Source organism: Rhodococcus sp. 008 (assembly GCF_001682295.1).
GTDB lineage: Bacteria > Actinomycetota > Actinomycetes > Mycobacteriales > Mycobacteriaceae > Rhodococcus_F > Rhodococcus_F qingshengii.
In genome coordinates this window covers 1,258,469-1,283,604 of sequence record NZ_CP012749.1, presented here as the reverse complement: position 1 = coordinate 1,283,604, position 25,136 = coordinate 1,258,469, and the positions used below count along the sequence as shown (strand labels likewise).

The 25,136-nt window shown below is 62.9% G+C and carries 26 protein-coding genes; 12 read left to right on the top strand and 14 right to left on the bottom strand.

Annotated features, from left to right (window positions below; all coding sequences use genetic code 11):
• The first annotated feature begins 16 nt into the window (after window positions 1-16).
• Genes AOT96_RS06040 through AOT96_RS06025 form a run of 4 tightly spaced genes read left to right on the top strand, consistent with a single transcriptional unit; the run spans window position 17 to window position 3,420 of the window.
• Window positions 17-778, top strand: a complete 762-nt coding sequence (locus AOT96_RS06040; protein ID WP_065351440.1) for a crotonase/enoyl-CoA hydratase family protein — start codon at window positions 17-19, stop codon at window positions 776-778.
• Window positions 775-1,587 (top strand): enoyl-CoA hydratase/isomerase family protein, encoded by an 813-nt coding sequence (locus AOT96_RS06035; protein ID WP_030537193.1) that lies wholly within the window; start codon window positions 775-777, stop codon window positions 1,585-1,587. The genes AOT96_RS06040 and AOT96_RS06035 overlap by 4 nt, the downstream gene beginning before the upstream one ends.
• Window positions 1,588-1,617: 30 nt before the next feature.
• A complete protein-coding gene (locus AOT96_RS06030) occupies window positions 1,618-2,520 on the top strand; it encodes a LysR family transcriptional regulator (protein WP_007729501.1) in 903 nt (300 codons plus the stop codon).
• A 3-nt stretch (window positions 2,521-2,523) separates the two neighbouring features.
• Window positions 2,524-3,420 (top strand): LysR family transcriptional regulator, encoded by an 897-nt coding sequence (locus AOT96_RS06025; RefSeq protein ID WP_003939949.1) that lies wholly within the window; start codon window positions 2,524-2,526, stop codon window positions 3,418-3,420.
• Here the strand turns inward: AOT96_RS06025 and AOT96_RS06020 are convergent.
• The 5 genes from AOT96_RS06020 to AOT96_RS06000 all read right to left on the bottom strand — a co-directional run bounded on the left by AOT96_RS06020 (window position 3,417) and on the right by AOT96_RS06000 (window position 9,620).
• The gene (locus AOT96_RS06020) at window positions 3,417-4,322 is read right to left on the bottom strand and encodes an NAD(P)H-dependent flavin oxidoreductase (RefSeq protein WP_202427117.1); all 906 of its coding nucleotides are present in this window, start codon (window positions 4,320-4,322) and stop codon (window positions 3,417-3,419) included. The genes AOT96_RS06025 and AOT96_RS06020 overlap by 4 nt on opposite strands.
• A 53-nt stretch (window positions 4,323-4,375) precedes the next feature.
• Window positions 4,376-6,031, bottom strand: a complete 1,656-nt coding sequence (locus AOT96_RS06015; RefSeq protein ID WP_167349881.1) for a class I adenylate-forming enzyme family protein — start codon at window positions 6,029-6,031, stop codon at window positions 4,376-4,378.
• A 41-nt stretch (window positions 6,032-6,072) separates the two neighbouring features.
• Window positions 6,073-6,837 (bottom strand): SDR family NAD(P)-dependent oxidoreductase, encoded by a 765-nt coding sequence (locus AOT96_RS06010; RefSeq protein WP_064074255.1) that lies wholly within the window; start codon window positions 6,835-6,837, stop codon window positions 6,073-6,075.
• 54 nt (window positions 6,838-6,891) lie between these two features.
• Entirely contained in the window at window positions 6,892-8,022 is a 1,131-nt protein-coding gene (locus AOT96_RS06005) for a thiolase family protein (protein WP_065351439.1), read from the bottom strand.
• 134 nt (window positions 8,023-8,156) lie between these two features.
• Window positions 8,157-9,620, bottom strand: coding sequence for an MFS transporter (locus AOT96_RS06000; protein WP_174519483.1), 1,464 nt, complete (start codon window positions 9,618-9,620; stop codon window positions 8,157-8,159).
• 195 nt (window positions 9,621-9,815) lie between these two features.
• Between AOT96_RS06000 and AOT96_RS05995 the strand changes: the two genes are divergently transcribed.
• Complete coding sequence (locus AOT96_RS05995; protein WP_003940617.1) at window positions 9,816-10,973, top strand: acyl-CoA dehydrogenase family protein; 1,158 nt, start codon at window positions 9,816-9,818, stop codon at window positions 10,971-10,973.
• 66 nt (window positions 10,974-11,039) lie between these two features.
• Here the strand turns inward: AOT96_RS05995 and AOT96_RS05990 are convergent, their stop codons facing one another.
• The 3 genes from AOT96_RS05990 to AOT96_RS05980 are packed head-to-tail and all read right to left on the bottom strand — an operon-like array spanning window position 11,040 to window position 14,162.
• The gene (locus tag AOT96_RS05990; RefSeq protein WP_064114217.1) at window positions 11,040-12,260 is read right to left on the bottom strand and encodes a CoA transferase; all 1,221 of its coding nucleotides are present in this window, start codon (window positions 12,258-12,260) and stop codon (window positions 11,040-11,042) included.
• Window positions 12,261-12,291: 31 nt separating this feature from the next.
• Window positions 12,292-13,290 (bottom strand): MaoC family dehydratase, encoded by a 999-nt coding sequence (locus tag AOT96_RS05985; RefSeq protein WP_065351438.1) that lies wholly within the window; start codon window positions 13,288-13,290, stop codon window positions 12,292-12,294.
• Window positions 13,287-14,162, bottom strand: a complete 876-nt coding sequence (locus tag AOT96_RS05980) for an HpcH/HpaI aldolase/citrate lyase family protein (protein ID WP_064443704.1) — start codon at window positions 14,160-14,162, stop codon at window positions 13,287-13,289. The genes AOT96_RS05985 and AOT96_RS05980 overlap by 4 nt, the downstream gene beginning before the upstream one ends.
• A gap of 200 nt (window positions 14,163-14,362) precedes the next feature.
• Here AOT96_RS05980 and AOT96_RS05975 point away from each other — a divergent pair, with 200 nt between their 5' ends.
• The 5 genes from AOT96_RS05975 to AOT96_RS05955 all read left to right on the top strand — a co-directional run bounded on the left by AOT96_RS05975 (window position 14,363) and on the right by AOT96_RS05955 (window position 18,499).
• A complete protein-coding gene (locus AOT96_RS05975; protein WP_003940468.1) occupies window positions 14,363-15,514 on the top strand; it encodes an acyl-CoA dehydrogenase family protein in 1,152 nt (383 codons plus the stop codon).
• A gap of 31 nt (window positions 15,515-15,545) precedes the next feature.
• Window positions 15,546-16,292, top strand: coding sequence for a GntR family transcriptional regulator (locus AOT96_RS05970; protein ID WP_042448526.1), 747 nt, complete (start codon window positions 15,546-15,548; stop codon window positions 16,290-16,292).
• Window positions 16,293-16,359: 67 nt separating this feature from the next.
• Entirely contained in the window at window positions 16,360-16,812 is a 453-nt protein-coding gene (locus AOT96_RS05965) for a MaoC family dehydratase (RefSeq protein ID WP_003940415.1), read from the top strand.
• Between the two features lie 40 nt (window positions 16,813-16,852).
• The gene (locus AOT96_RS05960; RefSeq protein WP_064114110.1) at window positions 16,853-18,049 is read left to right on the top strand and encodes an acetyl-CoA C-acetyltransferase; all 1,197 of its coding nucleotides are present in this window, start codon (window positions 16,853-16,855) and stop codon (window positions 18,047-18,049) included.
• Window positions 18,050-18,109: 60 nt separating this feature from the next.
• Window positions 18,110-18,499: an ArsR/SmtB family transcription factor gene (locus AOT96_RS05955; protein ID WP_003940184.1), complete on the top strand. Its 390-nt coding sequence runs from the start codon at window positions 18,110-18,112 to the stop codon at window positions 18,497-18,499.
• A gap of 7 nt (window positions 18,500-18,506) precedes the next feature.
• On the opposite strand, the gene AOT96_RS05950 is transcribed toward AOT96_RS05955, so the two are convergent.
• From AOT96_RS05950 to AOT96_RS05940, 3 genes are all read right to left on the bottom strand, one after another.
• Entirely contained in the window at window positions 18,507-19,004 is a 498-nt protein-coding gene (locus tag AOT96_RS05950) for a hypothetical protein (protein WP_003940625.1), read from the bottom strand.
• Window positions 19,005-19,115: 111 nt separating this feature from the next.
• On the bottom strand, window positions 19,116-19,766 hold the full coding sequence (locus AOT96_RS05945) for a pyridoxamine 5'-phosphate oxidase family protein (RefSeq protein ID WP_003940212.1): 651 nt from the start codon (window positions 19,764-19,766) through the stop codon (window positions 19,116-19,118).
• A gap of 17 nt (window positions 19,767-19,783) precedes the next feature.
• Window positions 19,784-20,737 (bottom strand): DNA-3-methyladenine glycosylase family protein, encoded by a 954-nt coding sequence (locus AOT96_RS05940; protein WP_042448519.1) that lies wholly within the window; start codon window positions 20,735-20,737, stop codon window positions 19,784-19,786.
• A gap of 45 nt (window positions 20,738-20,782) precedes the next feature.
• Here AOT96_RS05940 and AOT96_RS05935 point away from each other — a divergent pair, with 45 nt between their 5' ends.
• Window positions 20,783-21,334, top strand: coding sequence for a ribonuclease H family protein (locus tag AOT96_RS05935; protein WP_065351437.1), 552 nt, complete (start codon window positions 20,783-20,785; stop codon window positions 21,332-21,334).
• A gap of 5 nt (window positions 21,335-21,339) precedes the next feature.
• Here the strand turns inward: AOT96_RS05935 and AOT96_RS05930 are convergent, their stop codons facing one another.
• From AOT96_RS05930 to AOT96_RS05920, 3 genes are all read right to left on the bottom strand, one after another.
• Window positions 21,340-22,338 (bottom strand): MDR family oxidoreductase, encoded by a 999-nt coding sequence (locus AOT96_RS05930; RefSeq protein ID WP_065351436.1) that lies wholly within the window; start codon window positions 22,336-22,338, stop codon window positions 21,340-21,342.
• A gap of 80 nt (window positions 22,339-22,418) precedes the next feature.
• On the bottom strand, window positions 22,419-23,552 hold the full coding sequence (locus AOT96_RS05925) for an oxidoreductase (protein WP_003940612.1): 1,134 nt from the start codon (window positions 23,550-23,552) through the stop codon (window positions 22,419-22,421).
• A 4-nt stretch (window positions 23,553-23,556) separates the two neighbouring features.
• Window positions 23,557-24,084 (bottom strand): nuclear transport factor 2 family protein, encoded by a 528-nt coding sequence (locus AOT96_RS05920; protein ID WP_065351435.1) that lies wholly within the window; start codon window positions 24,082-24,084, stop codon window positions 23,557-23,559.
• 125 nt (window positions 24,085-24,209) lie between these two features.
• Between AOT96_RS05920 and AOT96_RS05915 the strand changes: the two genes are divergently transcribed.
• On the top strand, window positions 24,210-25,115 hold the full coding sequence (locus AOT96_RS05915) for an amidohydrolase family protein (protein WP_003940342.1): 906 nt from the start codon (window positions 24,210-24,212) through the stop codon (window positions 25,113-25,115).
• Window positions 25,116-25,136 lie beyond the last annotated feature (21 nt).

Below are 25,136 nucleotides of genomic sequence, written 5' to 3'. Positions count from 1 at the left end.
GAAGTAGGAACCGAACATGAGCGTCGTGCTCACCGACTTCGCCGACGGCGTTGCCGTCATCACCCTCAATCGTCCCGAGGCCAAGAACGCGGTCAATCTCGAACTTGCCGAAGCCTTGGCTGCGGCCATCGACGAGTTCGAGGAACGGGCCGATCTCACCATCGGCATTCTGACCGGATCTGGTGGAACCTTCTGCGCCGGTATGGATCTGAAGGGATTTGCGCGCGGAGAGCGGCCATCGCTACCGGGTCGTGGTTTTGCCGGTCTGACCGAGGCACCGCCGTCGAAGCCGCTGATCGCAGCCGTCGAAGGTTGGGCACTCGCCGGCGGTTGCGAACTGGCCTTGGCGGCCGACTTGATCGTGGCGTCCACGGACGCGAAATTCGGCCTGCCCGAAGTGAAGCGGGGACTTGCCGCGGCCGCCGGCGGACTCCTACGTCTGCCGAAAATTCTTCCGTATCAGTTGGCCATGGAAATCGCGATCACGGGGGATCCACTCAGTGCCACCGTGGCGCATCATCACGGCTTGGTCAATCGGCTCGCCGAACCGGGACACGCGCTGACCGTCGCACGCGAGCTTGCGGCCCGAGTAGCGGCTAACGGTCCACTGGCTGTTCGCGCGACCAAGCAGGTACTGGCAATGTCCGCCAAGTACACCGATCCGGATGCCTTTGTCGCGCAACGCGAATTCATCGATCCGGTCTTCACCTCTCGTGATGCCAAGGAGGGCGCCACGGCATTTGCCGAGAAGCGCTCTCCCGTGTGGAGTGGTTCATGAGTGCCGAGACGATCGAGCGTGCGGCCGTAAGCATCGAACGAGACGGTGCTGTCGCGACGATTGTTCTCTGTCGGCCGCACCGCCGCAACGCTCTCGATCTCGACGCCTGGATCGCTCTACGTGAAGCAGTCCTCGAACTTCAAGAGGACGCGCAGATTCGCTCGGTGATCCTGACCGGCGCGGATGGGACCTTCTGCGCGGGCTCCGATCTGGACAAGCGTGGCTCGTCGCACCCGCTCGATCGCATGCGTGTCATCAACGCAACGGCAATCGCACTGAGTGAGTTTCCCAAACCTCTGGTGGCGAAGGTCGACGGGTTTGCCGTCGGAGCCGGATGGAACATGGCGTTGCTCTGCGACTTCGTCGTGGCGGCCAAGGGTGCGAAGTTCAGCCAGATCTTTGCCAAACGGGGGTTGTCTGTCGACTTCGGTGGTTCGTGGATCCTGCCGAGACTGGTCGGCCTCCAACAAGCCAAGCGACTGGTGATGCTTGCCGAGACGATCGACGCACAGGAAGCCTACGAGCTCGGGTTGGTGACTTATCTGGTCGAACCGGCCGAGCTGGACGAACACACGTCAACACTGGCGCAGCGGCTCGCCGCCGGCCCGCCGGCCGCACTGAGTCAGTCTGCCGCCATGCTCGAACGTCACACCTCCCTCTCGTTGCGGGAGGCCTTGGACAACGAGGCGAGGGCGCAAGCGGTCAATTTTGCGACGGATGCCACCGACGCGGTTCGTGCCTTCGTGGAAAAGCGGGAGCCGATCTTCACCGGAGAGTGGGCCGTACCAGGGGCAACTCGGGTGGAGTGAGCGACGGATCGCTGGTCGTATGATGGATGAGTGGATCTGCACTTCGTCACCTACTTCGTCGCTGTTGTCGACCACGGTGGGATAACGAAGGCCGCTCAGGCTCTCTACATTTCGCAGCCCTCGCTGTCACAGGCAATTCGTACGCTCGAGCGTCGACTCGGCGCCACGCTGTTCGACCGGACGGGCAGGCGGTTGGTTCTTACCGACGCGGGCCGCACGTTCGATCTCGCGGCCAGGAGAATCCTTGCCGACGTCGAGCGCGCGAAGGCGAAAGTGACCGCCGTTCGCGAACTCGAGTTCGGTCGTGTCGACGTCGTCTCGTACTCGGCGTTCTCGATCGATCCGATGGTCGAGTTGGTCCGGCGATTCCGGGCCAACTTCCCGAAGATCGTCGTGCGTGTTCTCGACACGTACGGCCCGGCCGGGGTCGACAATGCGTTGCGGCGAGGGTCGGCCGAGGTCGGCGTCACCGATCTGAGTATCGGGTACGAAGGTTTGGTCACGGCTCCGATTGCCACTCAGGAGTTGGTGCTCGCCACCCATGCGTCGTTGTCCGGCCGACTTGCAACGCCGTTGGCGGATCCGGTTCCGCGAGCGCTCTTGCACAGTTTGCCGCTTGTGGTCGATCTCGGTGATCAATCGAATCAGTTCCGGGGTCTACTGAGCGAAGGCGCCGAGAACGTAGTCGTGGACTGTGTCCACCCTGTGACCACGTGGGAACTGGTTCGCCGCGGAATCGGCGCCACTGTAGTGCCGAGAAGGGTTGCACAACAGCAGATGACAGACGTCTGCGCCTTCTCCTTCGATCCGCCGCTGACACGCGACGTCGGTATCGTCTATCGCTCGGGCGAGCAATCCCCGGCGGCCGCTGCATTCATCGCGACGGCTGCGGAAATGGCCACCTCCGCCGTTCCGTCCACGGAAGAGGAGTGAACTGTGGAGTTCCGGCAGATGGAGTACTTCCTCGCAGTGGTCGAGAACAAGGGGATCAACGGCGCCGCAGCGGCTCTCGGCGTTGCTCAGCCGACCGTGTCACAAGCGTTGCGCGGGCTCGAACGTGAACTGGGAGTGAGGCTGTTCCATCGCATCGGGCGCGGCATGGTGCTCAGTGCTGCCGGTCGCAGTCTGGTCGGCCCGAGTCGACAGGTTTTGCGAGACGTAGCTGCGGCGGCTGAACAGTTGACGGCATCCGATGGCGCCATCGTCGGTCGCCTCGACATCATGGCTTTCCCTGCACTGACCTCGGGGACGATCGTCGATCTGATTGCGGAGTTCTGTCGACGGTATCCGCAAGCACGAGTCAGATTCTCGGAACTCGAGCGTGAGGACAATCTGGAAAGTCTCATCCGGGACGGCCACTGCGAATTCGCGGTGGCTCATCTGCCGCTCGAGGCGGGCGAAGGGCTCGAAATCGTCGAATTGGGGGAGCAGGAATACCGCCTGGTCTACCCGGCGGGAACGGAACTACCCGAGGGGCCGGTACGCCTTTCGGAAATGCCGGACATTCCCATGGTATTCGTTCCTCGCGGGGCAGCGATGGGTGACGCGATCGAAGACTCGATCCGAAAGGCCGGTACCAGAACGGAACTCGCGGTGGTGACCGAGCAACGGGAGTCGCGGCTCCCGATGGTCATCGCCGGACTCGGCGGTTCGTTGGTCGAGCGCTCGGTGGCGAAATCGATGCCTGGTCAGGTGGTGGAACGGGCCTGCGAGCCGAGATTTCTGCGTGCGTACGGTCTCGCCTTCGACCCCTCGACGTTGTCGCCGGTGGGACAGGTATTCGTGAACCTGATCCACGAGTACCTGTCCGACGAACGCCGGTCACAGCACTAGAGTCGGCAGATACGTTCTCGCGCGGCAGAGTACTCGGCGGCGAGACGTTCTACTACTGCATGCGTCGGAAGGACTGCATCGATCGCTCCGATGCCCTGTCCGGCGCCCCAGATGTCTCGCCACGCCTTGGTATCGGTGTCGTTGGTCGCGAAACTCATTGCGGATGGATCGGATTCGGCCAGGTTGTCGGGGTCCAAGCCGGCGGCAACGATGCTGCCCCGCAGGTAGTTTCCGTGTACTCCGGTGAACAGGTTGGAATAGACGATGTCGGAGGCCCCTGAACCCACGATCATCTCCTTGTACGCAGGATCCGCGTTAGCCTCTTCGGTTGCGATGAAAGCTGATCCGACGTATGCCAAATCGGCCCCGGCCGCGAGCGCAGCGAGAATCGAATCACCATGAGCGATGGCACCTGACAACAGCAGTGGACCGGCGAACCACTCACGAATCTCCCGAATCAGGGCAAACGGCGACTGCCTACCGGCATGACCACCGGCCCCGGCAGCTACCGCGATCAGTCCGTCGGCGCCCTTCTCGATCGCCTTGCGTGCAAAGCGATTGTCGATGACGTCATGGAGAACGATTCCGCCGTATGCGTGGACTGCGTCGTTGATGTCGGTGCGAGCGCCGAGGGACGTGATGACGATCGGAACCTCGAACTCGGCGATGGTCGCCAGATCCTCTTCCAGGCGGTTGTTGGACCGGTGGACGATGAGGTTGACGGCAAATGGCGCCGACGGATTCTCCGGGTGCTCACGATCATGTTCCTCACGAGCCACGGTGATCAGTTTGAGCCAATCCCGAAGTGCCGACTGCGGACGAGCATTCAGTGCCGGGAAGGACCCGATGATGCCAGAGGTGCACTGCGCGATGACGAGGTCAGGAGTCGAGATGATGAACATCGGTGAAGCGAGAACCGGGACACGCAGTTGCGACGTCAGGTCTGCGAAGGTCGTCACCTGGAACCGCCTTTCTGATCGACGGATTCGAGAAGTCTCGAGCGGAGGTCGGTCTTGAGGACCTTACCGGCAGCCGATGTCGGAAGGAGTTCTACCTCGACGACTTCGCGAATCTTCTTGTACGGCAGCACCTGCTCGGCGACAAACGCCTTGATCTGCTCGGCGTCGAACTCGGCGCCCGGAATCATCACGACGAAGGCTACGGGTTCCTGGCCGTTGCTCCCCACTTCGCGGCCGACGACCGCGGCAGTCGAGATCGCCGGGTGCGAGACCAGAATCTCTTCCAGTTCACGCGGATAGACGTTGTATCCCTTGTAGATGAGCATGTCCTTGGCCCGGTCACAGATGAAGAGGTATCCGTCCGAGTCCAGGTACGCGATGTCTCCCGTATCCAACCAGCCGTCGACGAACTGTTCTGCGGTGGTTTCCGGGTGTCCGAGATAGCCGTCGGTGACCTGAGGTCCATGCACCCAGAGTTCGCCGCGTTCGTTCTCGCCCAGAACGGTCTTCCGGTCGAGCTGATCGCGAATCTGGATTTCGGTGTCGAAGATCGGGAGGCCGACGCTGCTCTGCCGATATTCCGAGCCGTTGATCAGCGGAGCGGCCGTGACCACACAGGTGGCCTCGGTCAGCCCGTACCCTTCGACGACGAGCGCTTTGGGAAATGCCCGGCGGAGTGCGGCGAGCGTGACACTGTCGATCGGGGCGGCACCCGAAGACACGACGCACACGCTGTCGGTGTTGCGCACCGTAGCGTCGGGATGAACCGACAGTGCGTGCCACATGGCGGGAGACCCGGTGAGATAGGTGGCCTCGTGCTTTTCGATCAGCTCGAGCATCCGGCCGGGTTCGAACCGACCGGCAAACACCTGGGTGAGACCGGAAATCAACAGGAACGACGTGTTGAGCAACGAATGTGCGTGGAAGAGAGGGGAGACAACGATGGTCGCCCCGGTCCCGGGCGTCGGACCGAGAACGTCGAGGCCGTCGATGCGTCGAGGCGTGACGAGACCGTCAGGACCTGCTTCCAACTCGTGACCGGTTCTCCACCCACACATCTGCGTGATGTTGCCGACGACGTTGCGGTGAAGAACACGAACACCTTTGGAGACTCCGGTGGTTCCGCCGGTGAACGCGATGTGTGCGATGTCGTCGCTACGAACCGAGGCAGGGGTGAATTCGGTGGGTAGATCGGCGATGAAGGAGTCGAACGCGACGACCGACTCCGGTGTGTCGAGCGCGCCCTCGGTGTCCTGGACCATCACGATCGTACGCACGGAGGTTCCTGAAGCGGCCGCGAGCAGTACGTGCAGCTGCGAACTCTGAGTCACTGCAGCAACGGCGGACGTCTCCTCGATCTGCTTGCGCAGGCCGAGCTCTGGCTGCAGTGGGTTGACCAATGTGACTGTCGCCCCGGCCTGTAGGCATCCGTAGTAAGCCTGGAGGAACTCGACGCAGTTCCCGAGGTGCATCAACACCACGTCGCCGACGCCCACCCCGGCTTGCCGCAGTGCGCCGGCGAATTGCGCACTGCGCTGGCCGAGTTCGCGGAAGGTGCACGTACGCTCGCCGTCCACGACGGCGAGGCGGTCACCGTAGAGCGCCGCCATGCTGGGCGCCCAGTACGCCATGGTGGTATCCGGGTATTGCATGTTGTGCCGCAGTTGTGGATTGGCGATCACGCTGGTGCCCGTCACCGGGGAGCCATTCGGATAGCGCCGTCGAGTCTGATGGTCTCGCCGTTGAGGTAGCCGTTCTCGAGCATCGAGACGGCGAGCTGGCCGAACTCGTCCGGACGACCCAGTCGTGAGGGATTGGGAACAGAGGCTTCGAGGGCCGTGCGCACGTCTTCGCGTAGGCGCGCCAGCAGGGGAGTGTCCATGATGCCGGGAGCAATGGTGTTGACGCGGATTCCGCGGCTGGCGAGATCGCGGGCAGCGGTGACCGTCATACCGACGATGCCGGCTTTGGACGCTGTGTAGTTGATCTGACCGATCTGACCTTCGAATGCTGCGACCGACGCCGTCATGACGATGGCACCTCGCTCACCGTCCACGGCGTCGAGTTCCGCCATCCGCTCGGCGCCGAGACGGAGTGCGTTGAACGAACCGACAAGATTCAGCTTGACGACGAACTCGAAATCTTCGACCGATCCGGCTTTTCCGTCCTTGTCGAGAATGCGCATACGACGCCCGGCGCCCGCGCAGTGGACGACGCCGCGGAGGCCGCCGCGCTCGTGCGCCGCGTCGAGTGCTTCGGCGAATTGTTCGCTGTCGGTGACGTCGGCCGGGGCGAATTGTGCGGCAGCACCGAGATCGGCCGCCACCTGCTTACCGTCGGACGAAGGCAGATCGATCAACGTGACCTGCGCTCCGGAGTCGAGCAGCCGTCGAGCGGTTGCCAGGCCGAGGCCTGAAGCGCCGCCGGTGATCGCGGTGGAAAGTCCCTCGAGTTTCATGAATCAATTCTTCTTTCCTGCTGGATGACGTGTCGGCCCGAAAGCGTTGTCGGGTCAGATCAATTCGAGAATGGTCGCATTGGCCATGCCGCCGGCCTCGCACATCGACTGGAGACCGTAGCGAATTCCGTTGTCGCGCATGTGATGTGCCAGGCGAGTCATCAAGATCGCACCTGATCCGCCGAGTGGGTGGCCGACCGCGATAGCGCCGCCGAGCGGATTCACACGATCGATGGCTGCGCCGGTTTCAGCCTGCCAGGCAAGCGGGACGGGGGCGAATGCCTCGTTGATCTCGAAGGCGCCGATGTCGTCGATGGACAATCCGGAGCGATCCAATGCCTTTGCGGTGGCGGCAATCGGACCGGTGAGCATGATGACCGGGTCGTCGGCTGCGACCACTGCGGTGTGAATACGAACGAGCGGCTTCCACCCGCGTGCCCGGGCGTGCTCGCTGGTCGTGACGAGTGTGGCGCCCGCCCCGTCGGAGATCTGAGAAGAGTTGCCGGCGTGGATGGCACCGTCGGCGTCGAAGGCCGGGGGCAACTTCGCGAGCGACTCCACACTTCCGCCTCGCCGAATGCCTTCGTCCTGGGACAAGCCCGCGATCGGAGTGATCTGCCCGGTGAATGCCCCTTCATCGGTGGCACGGGCCGCGAATTCGTGTGAGCGGAGGGAGTATTCGTCCAGAGCTGTTCGTGTGAGTGCCCATTTGCGGGCCATCATCTCGGCGCCGGTCCCCTGGCTGAAACCGTCCACCCCGTAGCGTTCGAGTACCGAAGCCGGAAAATGCTCACCGTTCTTGCTGGCGGTACCCATCGGTACTCGTGACATCGATTCGACGCCTCCGGCTACGACCACGTCGTTCTGACCGGAGATGACGGTGGCCGCAGCAAAGGAAACTGCCTGCTGGCTCGATCCGCAGGCCCGGGTCAGTGTGACGCCGGGAACGCTGTCGGGCCAGCCGGCAGCGAGTGCCGCTGTGCGGGCGATGCTTCCGGCCTGCTCGCCGACCTGACTGACGCAACCCCAGATCACGTCGTCGACCGTCGCCGCGTCGAGTCCGGTCCGTTCAGCGAGCGCACGCAGTACATGGGCGGACAACTCGACCGGATGGATCTCCGAGAGGGCGCGGCCACGACGGCCGATCGGTGTACGTACTGCGTCGACGATGACGGCATCTCGCATGTATCTCTCCTGCTGTTCGTGCCCGGTTCTGCGACTGTGCGGTCGGGGCGTGTCTCGAGTCGATCACGAGCGGGTCGACCCGGCAATGTCTTTCGGTGAATGGCTTTGTTAGCGAATGGCTATACGTGGAGTACTCAGCCTCGGATGAGCTTGCGATCGCGCTCGGGATTGGCGAAGACGAGGACCAGAACCGCGGCGATCACTCCGATGACGCCGATTGCCTGGAAGGACTGGGCGTAACCGTCGGCCGGGGTTGCAGCGTTGTCCACGATGACTCCCGTTGCGTAAGGAGCAATCAGGCCACCGATCGACATGATGGCGAGGAAGAATCCCATCGTTCCGGCAGTCTGCTGCGGCGGGCACAGCTCCGAGATCGCAGCGTTGATGAGCGGGAAGGTGATTGCCGAGAACCCGTAGCCGATCGAGACCATGGCGACAGCGACGATGGGGGTGGAGATCTGTGGCAGGAACAGGAGAATCGATCCGCAGATCAGAACGCCGACACAGGGAACGATGACGCGAACCGTACGAGAGGTGAAGCCGCGGCCGATCAACTTGTCCGTGACGGAACCGGAGGTGATCATGAGGACGAGACCGACGATCGAGGGCAGCGCGAACATCGAACCGGCTTGCATCGCACTGTATCCGAGGCCGACCTCGAAGTACGACGGCAACCAGGTGAGAACGACGGTGGTCAGCGCGTAGATGGTCGCGATGAGGAAGCAGCAGCTGACGAAGGTGCGGGAGAGCAGGATCTTGCGCCACGGAACGTTGGGCTCGGTGACCGCCTTCGTGGCTGTCCCGGCTGCCTCGGTTGCTTCTGTATCTGCAGTCTTGGTCGCCTTGACGGCCTTGCTCGTGTACGGGCCCTCGGACCAACCGGCCAGCCAGCAACCCATCCACACGAGACCGAGAACGGAGAGCGAGAGAACCGCTGCGCGCCAGCCGTAATGAACGGCGATGAAGGTCAGTACCGGCGCGAGAGCGATCTTTGCGACAGAGGCGGATCCGGCGAGCATTGCGCCGGGAAGGCCGCGCTTGGCCGGCGGGTGCCACGAGTACGCCGCGGTGTGCATCAGCGCAGAACTGGGGCCTTCGGCAAATCCGAGGAGCATGCGCGAGACGATCAACATCGCGAGGCTGGCGCCGAGAACGAGGGGGAGCATGACCACGGACCAGATTGCGGCCAGGATCAACAGCGCCCAACGCAGGGTCAGGTACTTGTTGAGCGGTCCGGCGAGGAATCCACCGATGCAGAACATCAGGAAGAAGAGCGAGCCGACCATGCCGATTTGCGAAGACTTCAGTCCGAGCTCACGAGCGAGGGGCTGAGCGATGATTCCGAGGACTGCCTTGTCCGCGTAGTTGACGATGTAGAGGAAAACGACGAGCCCGGTCATCGTCCACGCACGCTTGCGGGTACCGAAGACGGGAACTGCTGACGAATCTGGCGTTGCTGTTGCTTCGGGCTGGACGTCGTTACGCTGTGGCGCGATGGGGGTCACGTGGCGTCCCTTCGAGACTGGTGGGCGGATGCGATCGTGCTCGAAGCGCGGCCTCGAAGCGATCGATGGTGGTGTGTTTGCCGGCTGACTCATTCAACGTGTTCTGGATCACTTTGAGCAATGTCGCGTCGATGATCGGAACGATAGCGGTTGCCTATGTATCCCAGGTCAGGCCATATTGGTACGCCCTATCGGACGCATAGCCGATGAGTGTTGGATCGAATGCGGAACATTGAGGCAAGGTGAGATCAGGATCACCCTGTCCCCTTGACCGACTGGAGTTCATACATGCAGCGCACCGTGTTCAACGAGGATCACGAGGCATTCCGGGCAACCGTTCGCGATTTCATCGCGAAGGAAGTAACCCCGGTCCACGAGAAGTGGGAAGAGGACGGTCACCCGCCCCGTGACTTCTACCGACGACTCGGAGAGCTGGGCGTACTCGGAATTCAGGTGCCGGAAGAATACGGCGGAGGCGGCGAGAAGTCGCTCAAGTTCAACGTCGTCGTCGCCGAGGAAGTTGCTGCCGCCGGGGCGTCATTCGGCTCGCAGTCGGTGCATACGAACCTGATCCTGCCCTACCTGCTCGAGTACGCGAACGAAGAACAGAAGAGCCGCTGGTTGCCGGGCTTCGCTTCCGGAGATCTGATGTTCGCGATTGCGATGACCGAACCGGGAACAGGATCGGATCTGGCGAACATCGCGACCACGGCCAAGCTGTCGGAGGACGGTACGCACTACGTGGTCAATGGTTCCAAGACGTTCATCACCGGTGGAGTACTTGCCGACCGCGTCCTGGTGGTGTGCCGTACCGCGCCCAGCACAGCGGAGAACCGGCGCACGGGGTTGTCGATTCTGGTGATCGATACGTCGTCGCCCGGATACTCGGTGGGGCGCAAGATCAACAAGATCGGGCTCAAGACCTCCGACACTGCGGAGCTTTCGTTTGTCGACGTCAAGGTGCCCGTCGAGGACCGACTCGGAGAAGAGGGCGACGGCTTCAGCTATCTGACCCACAACCTGGCTCAGGAGCGGTTGACCATCGCGTTCGGAGCGGCCGCCACTGCCAGTGCAGCGCTTCGCTTTGCCATCGACTACGTCAAGGACCGCAAGGTGTTCGGCAAGCCGGTCGCGGCCTTCCAGAACACCAAATTCGTTCTGGCCGAATGCGCTACCGAGGTTGATGCCATCCAGCTGGTGTCCGACAACGCACTCGAATGTCATGACCGCGGCACTCTGACGATTCCCGACGCAGCGAAGGCGAAACTGTTCTGCACCGAGGCGGCAGGTCGAGTGATCGACAAGTGCCTCCAATTGCACGGCGGGTACGGCTACATCACCGAGTATCCCATCGCGCGTCTTTACGCAGACACGCGTGTCACACGAATCTACGGTGGCACAAGTGAAGTCATGAAGACCATCATCGCGAAGGATCTTGGTCTCTGACGCACTCTCGACATGTTGTCGGCCTCGGAACAAGTGTTCCGAGGCCGAAAACATCTTCCGGGTAGGTCAGTTCGCCGGAACCCCGACCACGCCGTCCGCGATCAGCGTCGAGGCGTGATCGGCGTTGGTTCCGAGGATGTCGGCGAGCACCGCGATCGAATCGCCGCCGACCTCGGAGGCGGGTCCGGTACCCAGGTGTGCGCCGTCGAACGAGGCAGGATTGGCGGCAGCCAGGTAGCTTCCGATTCGAGGTTGATCGAGTGCGGAGAACATCGGGTTGTTCTCCAGTTCGCCAGATTTCACCACTTCCTCGAAACTGCGGTACCTCTCGAACAGAACCGACGATGTGTCCAGCGCTGCAGCGATCTCGGCGCCGCTGTGTTCCCGGAACCAATGTGAGAACAGAGCAGTGAGTACCTCTCGATGACGGTAGCGATCCGCTTCGGTGGAGAAGTCGGCTCCGAGCGCAGCTTCGACAGCGTCGACAGCCGCCGTGGTGCCGGTGACCGACGCAAGGTCGCGGAAATGGCGGGTAGTGAGTGCAACGATCATGAACCGTTCGTTGTCGCTGGAGACGAAATCGATTCCGTACGTGCCGTAGACGGCGTTTCCGCCGGACTCGCGACTGCGACCGTTCACTTGTACCTCGGTGAGGTAACCGAGGGTTCCCGCGGTGGCCAATGCGACGTCTTCGAGTGGGAGCGTGATCCGAGATCCATGTCCGGTCGAGTCACGTTGGCGCACTGCGGCAGTGATCGACAGGGCGGCGTAGAGCCCGCATGCGACGTCCCAGGCGGGCAGTGCGTGGTTGACAACTCCGGCGTAGTCGGCGGGGCCGGTGATCTGTGGAAATCCCAAGGCGGCGTTGACCGTGTAGTCGACTCCGGGGCTGCCGTCGCGGCGTCCGAGGATCTCGAGGGTGATGACGTCGCTACGCAACTGGGCCAGGGAGTCGTGGCTCATCCACTTACGGCCGCCGGCGTTGGTGACCAGGATTCCGCCGCCAGGTCCCGGCGCCGTGACCAGTCGGCGAATCAGTTCTTGGCCGCGTTCGGCGCGCATGTCCACTGACAGTGACCGTTTGCCTTTGTTGAGTCCGGTCCAGTAGATGCTCTCGCCCTTGTCTGTGACGGGCCAGCGATTGTAATCGGAGGCACCTCCGATCGGGTCGATCCGGATCACCTCGGCGCCGAGTTGGGAGAGCGTCAGTCCGCACAGCGGCGCGGCGACAAAGCTCGAGACCTCGACGATGCGAAGCCCGGACAGCGGGCCTGGGCTCTGAGTCATGTGTGGTCCTCCGTGATAGAAGAGTGTGTGCTCATGCCATCAACACGGTGAAACGCCAGTCGAGAACCGGAGTTTGTGTTGCAGAAGCATTGTGGGAGAACACGAGCGAACGCAGTTGCACTGCGGTTCCGTGTTCGAGGGGCGACGAGTTTTCGACGTGCAGTTCGCTCGTGAGGGTATCGCCCTCGTGAACGGGTCCGGTGTGATCGCACGAGTGCCACCCGAGAACCGTCACCACGTTGGGCAGAGCGCGAGTCGCCTGGGCGAGTGCGATCCCGATGGTGTGGCCGCCGTAGACGAGGCGACCGTGGGCGCCGACGCGATCGTCGTGGTGCGTCGCTGCGATGTTCAAGCTCAGCCGGGCAAGTTCGGGTGCGCTGGAGACGACGTCGCCGCTGCTGTGGAAGACGGAGCCCACCAAATCGGAATCGAAGTGCCTGCCGGGTACCCGCTCTCGATACGTGTCGAGGTCCCAACCGTCAGGTGATACGTACGGAGCCGGTTCGGACGGACTGATCGCCCCGAGGTCGTCGGCGTGGCGAGTTCTCGCCTCGATCGGGTCGGGGCTCAGGGGGAGCATGGCGCAGCGGTAGAAGTCGAGGACCGTGTTGCCGTTCTGATCAGCAGACGTCATCCGTAGCGCGGCAAGTCCGGTGGCGCCGCGTCCCGGCTTGGCCGAGTTCTCGCGTAGACCGACAACCTCGGTGCGCGTGTACAGGGTGTCGCCGAGTACCGGGAAACGGTGGAATCGCAGTCCACGGTAGAAGAGGTTCGCCTTGACGTGGTGTGTGACCACGGTTGACTGGCCGATGGCGATGTCGGTGACCAGTCCTGGATTTGCCACTGGTGCACCGGAACCCGTGACGCTCGACGACAAGTGTGCGTCGAGAGGCAGGCGCATGCGGTCACCGAGGATCGCCTGATGGGAGGCGGCGAGTCCACTGGTCAACGTCACCGCGGGGGCTTCGTCGAAGATCTGACCATGGGTGAGCTCGTCGAAGTACGGGCCTCCCACGTAGTGCTCGCTCATACGGTGACTCCTTCGGCTCGGGCAAGCGTACGACGCGCTGCCACGGCCACAGCTTCGTCGAGCATCTGGCCGTCGAGTTGGGCGGCACCCGAACCCAGGGTTTCGGCTTCTTCGAGTGCGGTCAGTACCCGTCGGGCGTCATTGACGGCGTCGTCCGAAGGAGTGAATGCGGTAGTGGCCGAGTCGATCTGCGCCGGGTGGATGACCCATTTGCCGTCGAACCCGAGAGCGCTGGTCCAGTGCGCGGCGCGGCGGAAAGCGTCGTCGTCGGTGATGCCGAGAAAGGGCCCGTCGATGGCTGCGACGCCGGCTGCGCGGCAGGCGATCAGAATTCTGTCCTGGACGGCAAGCCAGTGTTCAGGCAGTGCCGAGCGTGAACGGCCGAGCGCTGCACCGAGATCGGCGTATCCGATGATCGCGGCTTGGAGACGAGGAGTCGCGCGGGCGATGGAGTCGGCATTCTGGACGCCGAGCGGAGTTTCGATCAGGGCTTGCAGGGTGGTGTGGTGCCCACCGGCAGTGAAGAGGATGTGCTCGGCCTCGAGTAGTTCGTCGGCGGACTCGACCTTCGGGACGATCACGCTCGTCAGCGATTCTCCGAGGGCGCCGCAGGCGATCAGGTCGTCGCGGGCCCATGGTGTGGTCAGGCCGTTGATTCGGACCGAGATGGTGCGCGCCCTACCGAACTCGTGCACCAAGGTGCTCACGAGGGTTCGCGCCAGGTTCTTGTTCGCCGAAGTGACGGCATCTTCGAGGTCGAGAATCACCTCGTCTGCGTTCGAGAAGAGTGCTTTGCGTGCCTTGCGCTCGTCTGAACCCGGCGCGACCAGGGACGCGCGACGTCTGGTGGCGCGGTAGTGGTTCTCGTCCATAGTGTGTCGATTACCTCGATCTGGAAATCAAATGTACGGCCAGTTGTGAAGTGGATGAGCTGCCGTGAACGGCGTTGATGTGCACGGAACTGCCTCGATGCTGGCAGTTGCTGCGTATCGATGTCAAGGCGCGGTATTGACATTGCGCGAACAATATCGAAATATGGCCGTACAAACTTATTTCAAGTCGAGGCGGATTCATGCTCAAGCTCAACGACGAAGAGACATTCCTGATCGAAACCGTGCGCCGGTTCGTCGACCGAGAGGTCAAGCCCACGGTCCAGGAGGTGGAGCACGCGAACGAGTATCCCGAGAAGTGGATCGATCAGATGAAGCAGATCGGGATCTACGGGCTCGCGATTCCCGAGGAGTACGGCGGATCGCCGGTGTCCATGCCCTGTTATGCGCAGGTGACGCAGGAACTGTCACGCGGATGGATGTCCCTGGCGGGGGCGATGGGCGGTCACACGGTGGTCGCGAAACTCATCTCGCTGTTCGGTACCGAAGAGCAGAAGGTGAAGTACCTGCCGCGAATGGCAACCGGCGAGATCCGGGCAACGATGGCCCTCACCGAGCCCGGCGGAGGTTCCGATCTGCAGGCCATGACAACCAACGCCAAGAGCGACGGCACAGATCTGGTCGTCAACGGCGCCAAGACATGGATCACCAATGCCCGCCGATCCGGCGTGATCGCCTTGCTGTGCAAGACCGATCCAAGCGCAAGCCCTCGTCATGCGGGCATCTCGATCGTTCTCGTCGAGCACGGCGAAGGGCTGACCGTCTCCCGCGACCTCCCGAAGCTCGGATACAAGGGCGTCGAGAGTTGTGAACTGTCCTTCGACAATTACCGCATCTCCGAGTCGGCCATTCTGGGCGGTACTCCCGGAAAGGGCTTCGGGCAGATGATGAAGGGACTCGAGACCGGCCGTATCCAGGTGGCTTGCCGCGCACTGGGCGTCGCCACGGCCGCACTCGAGGATTCACTTGCCTACGCGCAGCAGCGCGAGAGCTTCGGCCAGCCGATCTGGAAGCACCAGTCGATCGGCAATTACCTCGCCGACATGGCAACGAAGCTGACGGCCGCACGGCAGCTGACGTGGCACGCGGCGCAGATGTACGACAGCGGCGAGCGGTGCGACATGGAGGCAGGCATGGCCAAGCTGTACGCCTCCGAGGTGGCGATGGAAATCGCTTTGTCCGCCGTCCGCATCCACGGCGGTTACGGCTATTCGACGGAGTACGACGTCGAGCGGTATTTCCGTGATGCACCACTGATGATCGTCGGGGAGGGAACCAACGAAATTCAGCGCAACGTGATCGTTTCGCAGCTGGTTGCCCGCGGCGGTCTGTGACGGATCGGTGAGCAAGTAGGATCATGTCGCTATGAGCGGTAAGGAAAGAGAGACGGAGCCGGCGTACCAACGCCTCTCTCGTGAGCTTCGTCAGCAGATCTCTGCCGGTACCTACCGCGACGGCATTCAACTGCCCACCGAATCCGAACTGGCGCAGCATCACGGCGTGAGTCGGCAGACGGTCCGCCGAGCCTTTCACGATCTGGTTGCCGAGGGCATCGTGTACCGAGTACCCGGGCGCGGAACGTTCGTGACCGAGAACAGCGGCCGCTATCTCCGTCATCTCGGATCCATCGAAGATCTCATGAACCTTTCGCGGGACACGACGATGGAAGTTGTGTCACCGCTGCACCGGCGCGTGGACATCGAGGCGGCCAGTCGGCTTCGGCTCGACACCGACGTCGTGTACACCGTGGTCTTCCGGCGGATACACGAGGGAGTTCCGTTCGTGCAGACGACGGCGCATCTGCCGGAGGCGATCGCGCGGCAGATCATCGACCTGCCCGCCATGGCGGCCGGTGCGGTGAGCGCCAATACGGTGATCGGCTTGCTGGAACCGCTGATCGACAGTCCGATTGTCGAAGCAGCACAATCGATCACGGTGTCCCCGGCCACGGCGGACGTTGCCAGGGACGTCGATTGCGAAATCGGCCACGCCATGTTGCGGGTGGACCGTTTGTACTCCAACGCGCAGGGCGTTGCCAACGAGTTGTCGGTGAGCTATTTCTTGCCGGAGCAGTACACGTATCGGGTCACGCTGCGCCGCGGCGCACATTGACGCTGCGCCGCGGCGCACATTAGCGCTGCACTTTTCTTTGCTGTTCAACACCTTTCAGGAGAGAACTATGCGAATTTTCAACGGAATCGACGAAGTAGAGACGGCTGTCGGTGAGCACTTGGGCTACAGCGCGTGGTTCCCGGTCACACAGGATCGGATCGACAAGTTCGCCGACGCCACCGAGGATCACCAGTGGATTCACGTGGATCCCGAGCGCGCAGCGCAGGGTCCGTACGGCGGCACCATCGCCCACGGCTATCTGACTCTTTCGTTGTTGCCGGTGCTCGGCGCTCAGGTGATGCGTGTCGACGGAATCTCCATGACCGTGAACTACGGAAGCAACAAGGTGCGATTCCCCGAACCGGTCAAGGTCGGTTCTTCGGTGCGGGCAGGTGCGGAGATTCTTTCCTTCGAGCGCACCGCGAAGGGCGCGACGATAGTCGTGCGGTACACGATCGAAATCGAAGGAGCGGGTAAACCTGCGCTGGTAGCGGATACCGTGCGCCTGTTGGTCTCCTGAATCCTTTTCCATTCTTCCAGAACGAGATTCGAGGTCAGTTGTGAAACGAGCAGCATTGGTCGCGCCGGTCAGAACCGCGGTGGGCCGTTTCGGAGGGGCACTTCGTGACGTGCCTGCGGAAAGTCTGGCTGCCACCGTCGTCAAGGAGACCGTGCGTCGTAGCGGAATCGATCCGTCCCGCATCGACGACGTCGCGATGGGGCAGTCGTATGCCAATTCGGAGGCACCGTGCATCGGAAGGTGGGCGGCGCTCGAGGCCGGGTTGCCGATTTCGGTAGCCGGCTTCCAGACGGATCGCCGATGTGGAACGGGTCTGCAGGCCATCGTTTCCGCGGCCATGATGGTCCAGACGGGTGCGGCCGACGTGGTTCTCGCGGGTGGCGTCGAATCGATGAGCGGGATCGAGCACTACACCACCGGAGCGCGGTGGGGCACCAGATCCGGTGGGCTGCAACTGTTCGACCGCCTCGATCGTGGCCGCGAGCGCTCGCACCCCGAGTGGCGATTCGGTCGGATCAGCGGAATGATCGAAACGGCCGAGAACGTCGCGACACGCTGCGGGATCACGCGGGAAGAGTCGGACACCTTCGCCGTCGACAGCCACCGAAAGGCAACACTGGCAAGAGAATCCGGCCGCTTCGATGCCGAAATCGTCGCCGTCGAACTGACGGATCGAAAAGGGAACGTCACACAGTTTCGTGCTGACGAGGGGATTCGTCCGGATACCTCACTCGAAACCCTGGCACGGCTGCGTGCGGTGACCGAGGGAGGCGTCGTGACCGCCGGTAACGCCAGCCAGCAGAACGACGCTGCGGCAGCGATGTTGGTTGTCGCCGAGGATCGTCTGGACGAGCTGGGGCTGGAACCCATCGGGTTCCTCGACAGTTGGGCCGCGGCCGGTTGTGAACCGGCGCTGATGGGCCTCGGGCCGGTTGCCGCCGTCTCGAAACTGTTTGCTCGCACCGGGGCACGCTTTGCCGATTTCGATCTGGTCGAGCTGAACGAGGCGTTTGCGTGCCAGGTTCTCGGCGTCGTGAAGGAATGGGGATTCGAGGACCTCGATCGCCTGAACGTCAACGGTTCCGGCATCTCGCTCGGGCACCCCGTGGGAGCGACGGGTGCGCGTATGGCAACAACCGCGCTTCACGAACTCGGCCGACGCGGCGGCGGAAAAGCGCTGTTGACCATGTGTATCGGCGGTGGCCAGGGTATGGCGGCCGTGGTGGAGTCTGCCTGACGAGGTTCGCTTCTGGGTACACTTGCGGCGGGGGATCGGAAGTTCTACGGAGGCAGTCGGTTGACGAATGCAGGCGCAGCAGACACCAGTGGCGCGCTGAGCGTCGAGGATGTTCGTCGCGCCAGGGCCGCACTCGAGGGGCTCGATGTCACCAGTTGGTCCGGTCGCTTCGAGCTTCTCTCCGACACCAACCGTCTGCGTCTGTTGCTCTGCCTTCATCACGCACCGGGTATCTGCGTCACGGATTTGTCCGTGGCGCTGGGGATGAGCGGCACAGCCGTCTCACATGCGCTGCGGCTACTGCGTAGCCAGGGGTGGGTGAGCGCGACCCGCGACGGCCGATCGATGCGATACCAACTGGCGGACGACACCGTTCACCAGCTGCTGCATTCGATCGGCGCCACACATTTTCACGACGAGACGCCCACCCCCGGGCACACGCACAGCTGAGCGCTACTCAAGGAGTCGCGAAGAACTTCTCGACGGCCGGCGCAGCGTTCGGGTTTCCGTTGGTGATTCCTGCGCCGACTCCGGCAACCGTGCCGATGACTCCACCGACGATGCAGCCGGCGATGAAGTTCGGGAAGATCGACAGGCAGCCGATTCCGACGCCGAGGTTGGCTCCGATCAGGGTCGACTGCAGACCACCGTTGTTCCAGCCGATATTGACCTCGTTGGCCATCGTGTCGAACGCGGCCTGCTTCGGATCGTTACCGGGGAAGAGCATCAACGCCGCCTGGCTGTTCGACTCTGCGGTCGGTGTCAGTAGGGGTTGGGACGGATCGAAGCCCGCATTCGGGGGCGCTGCGACCGCGGTGCCGGCTCCGGCGCCGACTGCGGCGACGACGAGTACGGACATGGTGAGAGTTCGGGACAGTTTCATGGGGACGGCCAATCTGTCTGTGTGGAACCAGTCGTGAATGGTGGCGGTGCAGTTCGTTAACCAGAACTCCACCGTCTGGATCGATCGTGCGGACCTCCTCGGGCACAACGGGACCCGTCGTCTCCGCGCGACGGGCCGTGTTTGGTGGCTACCCGACTCCGAGTGCCCTGAAACCGCCTAGTCTCATTCGTTTTTCGACAACCGCGCACGCAATTCTTCGACCTCGGCAGTAAGCCGATCTACCTCGGCTTGCAGGGGTTGGCGTGCCAGAGCGAGGGATTCGTCCATGCGCTCCTTGTCGAAGCGTGGCGTGATGTTTCGACTGCAGTTCCAGTCGAACGCTTCGACGTCGATGACGATGGAACGCTGGGCTTTTGCCGTCATGGTGCCGCCGGGGACTTGCAAGAGCTGTTGCAGTAGTGCAGGGTCCTCGTCCGCTTCGATCACCTGCGCGCGCCCGTAGATCTTCAATCTCGTTCGCGTCGGGTAATCGATGACGAACAGCGAGATGCGATTGTTCTCTTCCAGATTGCCGAGCGTCACGAATTGCTGATTGCCGGGGAGATCGGCGAATCCGATTCGATTCGGGCCCAACACATGCAGGAATCCGCGCGGGCCGCCGCGATGTTGGACGTACGGCCAACCGTCGGGCGTCACCGTGGACATGAAGAAGGAATCCACGGATTTCACGAATCCCTGCGCGCGGAAATCGAATTCCATCGGGCCCTCGTCGGGCTGATCGAGTTTCGAACCGTACACGGTGAAACTTCCGGTCGACCGCTGACGCTCCACCGCAGCGGGGGAGAAGGCGATGTGTGCGTATCGGGTCGACATTTTCCAACTCCTGATGCTCAGTGCCAACGGTGGTCGGCAACGGCAGTTCGCGGACCGAACTTGGGTTTGACGGCTTGCCCGCTGACCTGCAGAAGCCTCACGGCGCGGTATCGATGCGGTTGAAGGGGAGCGAGGTACTGCACCATCTGGGCGTCGTCGATCGGTTCACCCAGCAGTGACCACCCGACGACGGCAGAAAGGTGGTAGTCGCCGACCGAGAGTGCATCGGAATCGCCGAATGCACGCTGAGCCACTTCGGCGGCAGTCCAGATCCCGACGCCGGGTACCGCTCGCAACCGTTTGGTCGCCTCGGTCCTGGGGAACGTGGATGCCTGCTCGAGGCGGTCGGCGACGCGAGCGCACTGAACGATCGTCTTGGACCTCGCGGGATCGACGTTCGCGCGATGGAATTCCCATGACGGCATTCGACGCCATTGGTCCGCGGTGAGTGGAACCCGCATTCCGTCGGGCGCGGGGCCGGGTGGGCGCTCCCCGAACTTGGTCAGCAGGCGGCGCCACGCGGCGAATGCGTCGATGCCGTGGACTCGTTGCTCGAGGATCGCGGGAACGAGAGCTTCCATGACGCGGCCGGTGCGGCCGATGCGCAGATGAGGGAAGCGTCGATGAGCTTCGGCGAGCTTGGGATGTTCGGGGGCAAAATCTTCGGCTTCGTCGTCGAGACCGAGCAGCGCTTCGGCGCCGGTCAGGAATTCCGTGGCGCCGGGACCCCAGGCCTGTACCCGGACCGTGTGGCGATCCGACTGGGTGATGCGGTAGGTCACAGGACCCGAAAGTTGGCGGGAAACTCGCCAGATCGCTCCGTCGGCTGACCGTCGATGTGCGGGGTCGCCGGGTCCGCGCTGATGCGGGCTGAGCGTCAGCGCGGCATCGAGCGGTCGCTGAGAAGTCACCGTGACTTCGTCGACCGGAGATAGCGGCGTCATCGAGGTCAGCGTATCGCCACCGTCCATCCTCCGTTAAGGCGTGTGTCGGTGGCGCAACGTATTGTCCGAGCCATGATCATCGTGAGCACCGACGGATCCTGTCTGCGAAACCCCGGTGGGGCTATCGGCTGGGCGTGGGTCAATCACGAGGGTCCGAGCATGTCCGGCGGAGAAGCGTCCGGCACCAACCAGATTGCAGAGTTGCGTGCTCTGTTCGAGGCCGTCGTCGCCCATCCCGGTGCTGATCCTCTACTCATCGAATCCGACTCGCAGTACGCCATCAAGTGCGCTTCCGAATGGTTGCCCAGTTGGAAGCGCAAGGGCTGGAAGACCGCGAGCGGCGGGGCGGTCAAGAACCTCGAACTGGTGCAGAGTATCGATCGAGCCATCACCGATCGAGTCGGTCCGGTGCGCTTTCGCTGGGTGCGCGGGCACATCGGCAACCACTACAACGAAATGGCAGACAAGCTGGCCGGCGAAGCCGCACGCGCCATCGTCTCGGGGGACATCGCATCGGTCCCGCTTGCTGCCCCGGTGAAGAAAGAACCGACCGCCGTGAACTCTCCTTACAAGGAGAAGTCCACGACGGTCGAAGAACCGGCAGATCTGTTCACACTATTCTGAGCGGTTCAGAATCCGTCGGCAACCTGAACCAGCGCCCGGCCGGTGTACTTGCCTTCGCGGACCTGATCGATCACCGAGACGACGTCGCGGACGGCAACGAGGTTCGTGATCTCCTTCAGATGACGTGGGGCCAAGTCGGAGCCCAGACGGGCCCACAGCGCGCGACGGGGTTCGATCGGCATCAATACCGAGTCCATGCCCAGCAGTGAGACTCCGCGGAGAATGAACGGCAGCACGGTCGTAGGCAGCGCGGCGCCGCCGGTCAATCCGCTGGCGGCCACAACACCGCCGTAATTGATCGTGCTCAGAACGTGAGCGAGGGTCTTTCCACCGACGCAGTCGACGGCCGCCGCCCACTGAGATTTTCCGAGCGGGCGAGGCTTGGCGTCGGGATCCTCGGGAAGCCTGCCGATCACCGAAGACGCACCGAGTGACGTCAGAAGGTCTGCCGCGCCGGGCTTGCCGCTGGAGGCGATCACGTCGAAGCCCGCGCTTGCCAGAAGGTCGACGCTGACGGTGCCGACTCCGCCGCTCGCGCCCGTCACCAGGACGGGACCGTCGGCGGGCTTCACTCCGCTGGCCAGAATGGCTTGGACGCTCATGGCTGCGGTGAATCCTGCCGTGCCGATCGCGGCAGCGTCGGCGGTGGAAATGCCGTCGAGCTTCACGACCCACTCGGCAGGCAAACGGGCGATCTCGGCGTAGCCGCCGTTGCGGGCGGTCCCGATCTCGTAGCCATGTGCGACGACCTTGTCGCCCGGGGCGAATGCGTCGGACTCGGAGGCGATGACCTCGCCGGCGACGTCGATACCGGGGACGATCGGGTAATCGCGAACCACCCCGCCTTTCGGCGTGACCGCGAGCGCGTCCTTGTAGTTGACGCTCGAATACTCGACGCGAATGGTGACCTCACCTGCCGGGAGGAAGGATTCGTCGACGGTTTCGGGGGCGAAGTCGATGGTGCCGTCGCTGTCGCGGGCGACCCAGGCGTTGAAAGTAGTCATGGGTCGAACATAAAGGCCTTCGGCCCTGTGCGCCTTTTTGGTAGTGCGAACTACCGGAAAGGCGCACAGGGGCGGAGCCCCTAGATCAAGCTGCCCTCATGCACCGCTCGATCGAACGCCGGTAGCGGGCCACCGGCGCGCAGGGTAGTTGCCAATGCAGGATCGGCGAGATGGAGACGGCCGATCGCGATCAGATCGAACTCTCCGCTGCCGATGCGCTCCTCGAGCTGTGGGATGTTGTCGACTACAGGTGCGACGCCTTCGATGCGGCTGTCCCGCAGCGACTTTCCGATACCGACGCTGCCGACGGCCATCGTGACGGCGCCGGTCAGCTTCTTCGCCCAACCCGCCAACGAGAGATCGCTGCCTTCGAAGGCCGGCACGTCGAAACGCCTGATGCTGGCGTCGAGAACGTCGACTCCGGCGTCGACCAGCGCGCCCAGGATGACGCCCAACTCTTCGGGGGTTTCGGCGATCTTCGCGGTGAAATCTTGCTGCTTGTGCTGTGAGAAACGGTAGATGATCGGCAGATCCGGTCCGATGGCCGCGCGGATCGCGGCGACGACGGCGGCCGGGAACCTGGTACGACGCTCCAGGTCGCCTCCCCACGCGTCGTCGCGCTGGTTGGTGCCCTCCCAGAAGAAGGAATCGAGGAGGTAGCCGTGACCGCCGTGGATCGCGATGCCGTCGAAGCCGAGTTCGACGGCGTGCTTCGCGCTACGGACGTACGCGTCGATGACGTCCTGGATGTCCTGCTCGGTCATCGCTTCGGTGCTCGCCTGTGCGCGTTCGACGTAGGCAGCGGAGTACGAGGTGACGCCGAGCGGGCCCCACTCGCCTGAGGGGCGCATCGGCTTGAGTGAGGGGTCCATCTGCGTCATCGCGCCCCACAAAGGTCCGACGTGCCAGAGCTGAGGCACGATCTTGCCGCCCGCAGCGTGCACGTCGTCGACTACCTTCCGCCATCCGGCCTGAGCAGCGGGAGTGTGGAGGTTGGGGACGTTGGCGTGGTCGACAGCAGTCTCGTGATCGATCGCGACGCCTTCGGTGACGATCAGTCCGGTGCCGCCCTCAGCTCGTCGGCGGTAGTAGTCGGCAACGTCGCGGCCGGGCACACCTTCGATGGAGTACGTGCGCGTCATCGGCGACATGACTATGCGGTTGGACAGTTCGAGCGAACGGATGCGGAGCGGTTGGAACAGCGGGTTGGTCACTTCGTCACAGCGCTTTCATGAATCGGAAGAATCCGGGGTCCTGGTCGACACGGAGCCGGGTGAGGGTTCGGTAGCTGATCAGCCACTTGCCGTCTTCTTTGCGGTATTTCTCGTGGTAGTGGCCGTAGCCGTGTAGGTGCAGTTCTTTCTCGCCGTCGTTCCACCACAGCATGTCCTCCATCGCCCAGATGCCGGTTGCGGTGGTGGGCGAGGTCAGCACGATTTCGGGAGTGTGTGCGTGGTGCGTCGTGGTGAGGGGGATGTCGCCGTCGAGCATGTTCCGAATTGCCGCGGTGAGTTTGTCGATGCCCACTACCTGGTTCGAGGTGTCGCCGGTCTTGGGTTGCTTGTCTGTCGGGAGTCCGCCCCACGTCTCGCTGACGACGTCTGCGGTGTGCAGGGTTGGGTAGACGTGCCACTGCTTGGTGTCCATGCAGCGTAGGCGCGCGGCGAACACACGCTTGATTTCCTCGATTGCGAGCAGTTCCTCCACGGCACTGATCGACCCCACTTCGGACTCGGCCTGAGACATTCAACCTCCAACGGTGATCGGCAAGATGGGTTCACATTCGGGTGCTCCGGGCGGGCCGTCAACGACCTGTCCCGGTGAGCGCGACGGCACTCGGTATGGTCGAGCGAACGAAAGGGGTGTCAGACGTGTGTACCGAAGAGGTCCCATCGACTGGACCGGAGGAGATCGCCGAGGTTCGGGCTTTTTGGCGCGAGTTGGGTGTTCCTGGCGTGATCGACGTCCATACCCATTTCATGCCGAAGAGCGTCATGGACAAGGTGTGGGGCTACTTCGATTCGGCGGGACCGATGATCGGTCGACCTTGGCCGATCGCGTACCGACTTGCCGAGGAGGAGCGGGTACACCGTCTCCGCGAGTTCGGTGTCCGGGCTTTCACGTCGATGATCTACCCGCACAAGCACGCGATGGCCGAGTGGCTCAATCAGTGGGCCGTCGAATTTGCCGCGCAAACGCCCGATTGCCTGCACACGGCCACGTTCTATCCCGAGGAGTCGGCGGCGTCGTACGTCGGCAAGGCATTGGAGTCGGGCGCGCGAATCTTCAAGTCCCACATTCAGGTCGGAAACTACGATCCGAACGACCCTCTGCTCGACAAGGTCTGGGGGCAACTCGAGGACTCCGAGACGCCCATCGTGATCCACTGTGGTTCGGGACCGGCGCCGGGGGAGTACACGGGACCTGATCGCATTGCTTCGCTGCTCGCACGGTACCCGCGCCTGTCGTTGATCGTCGCCCACATGGGGATGCCCGAGTACAGCGAATTCCTCGATCTGGCAGAGGCTTACGGCAACGTCCGCCTGGATACGACCATGGCGTTCACCGATTTCACGGAAGAGCAGTGTGCCTTCCCGAAGGCGGACGTTTCACGGCTCGTCGACATGCAGGACCGGATTCTGTTCGGTAGCGACTTCCCGAACATTCCGTACCCGTATCTCACGGCTTTGCAAGCGGTTACGCGTTTCGATCTCGGAGACGAATGGTTGCGAGCCGTCGTGCACGACAACGCTGCGAAACTCTTCTCGGTGAGCTGAGCCCACCGAGAAGTATTTCGC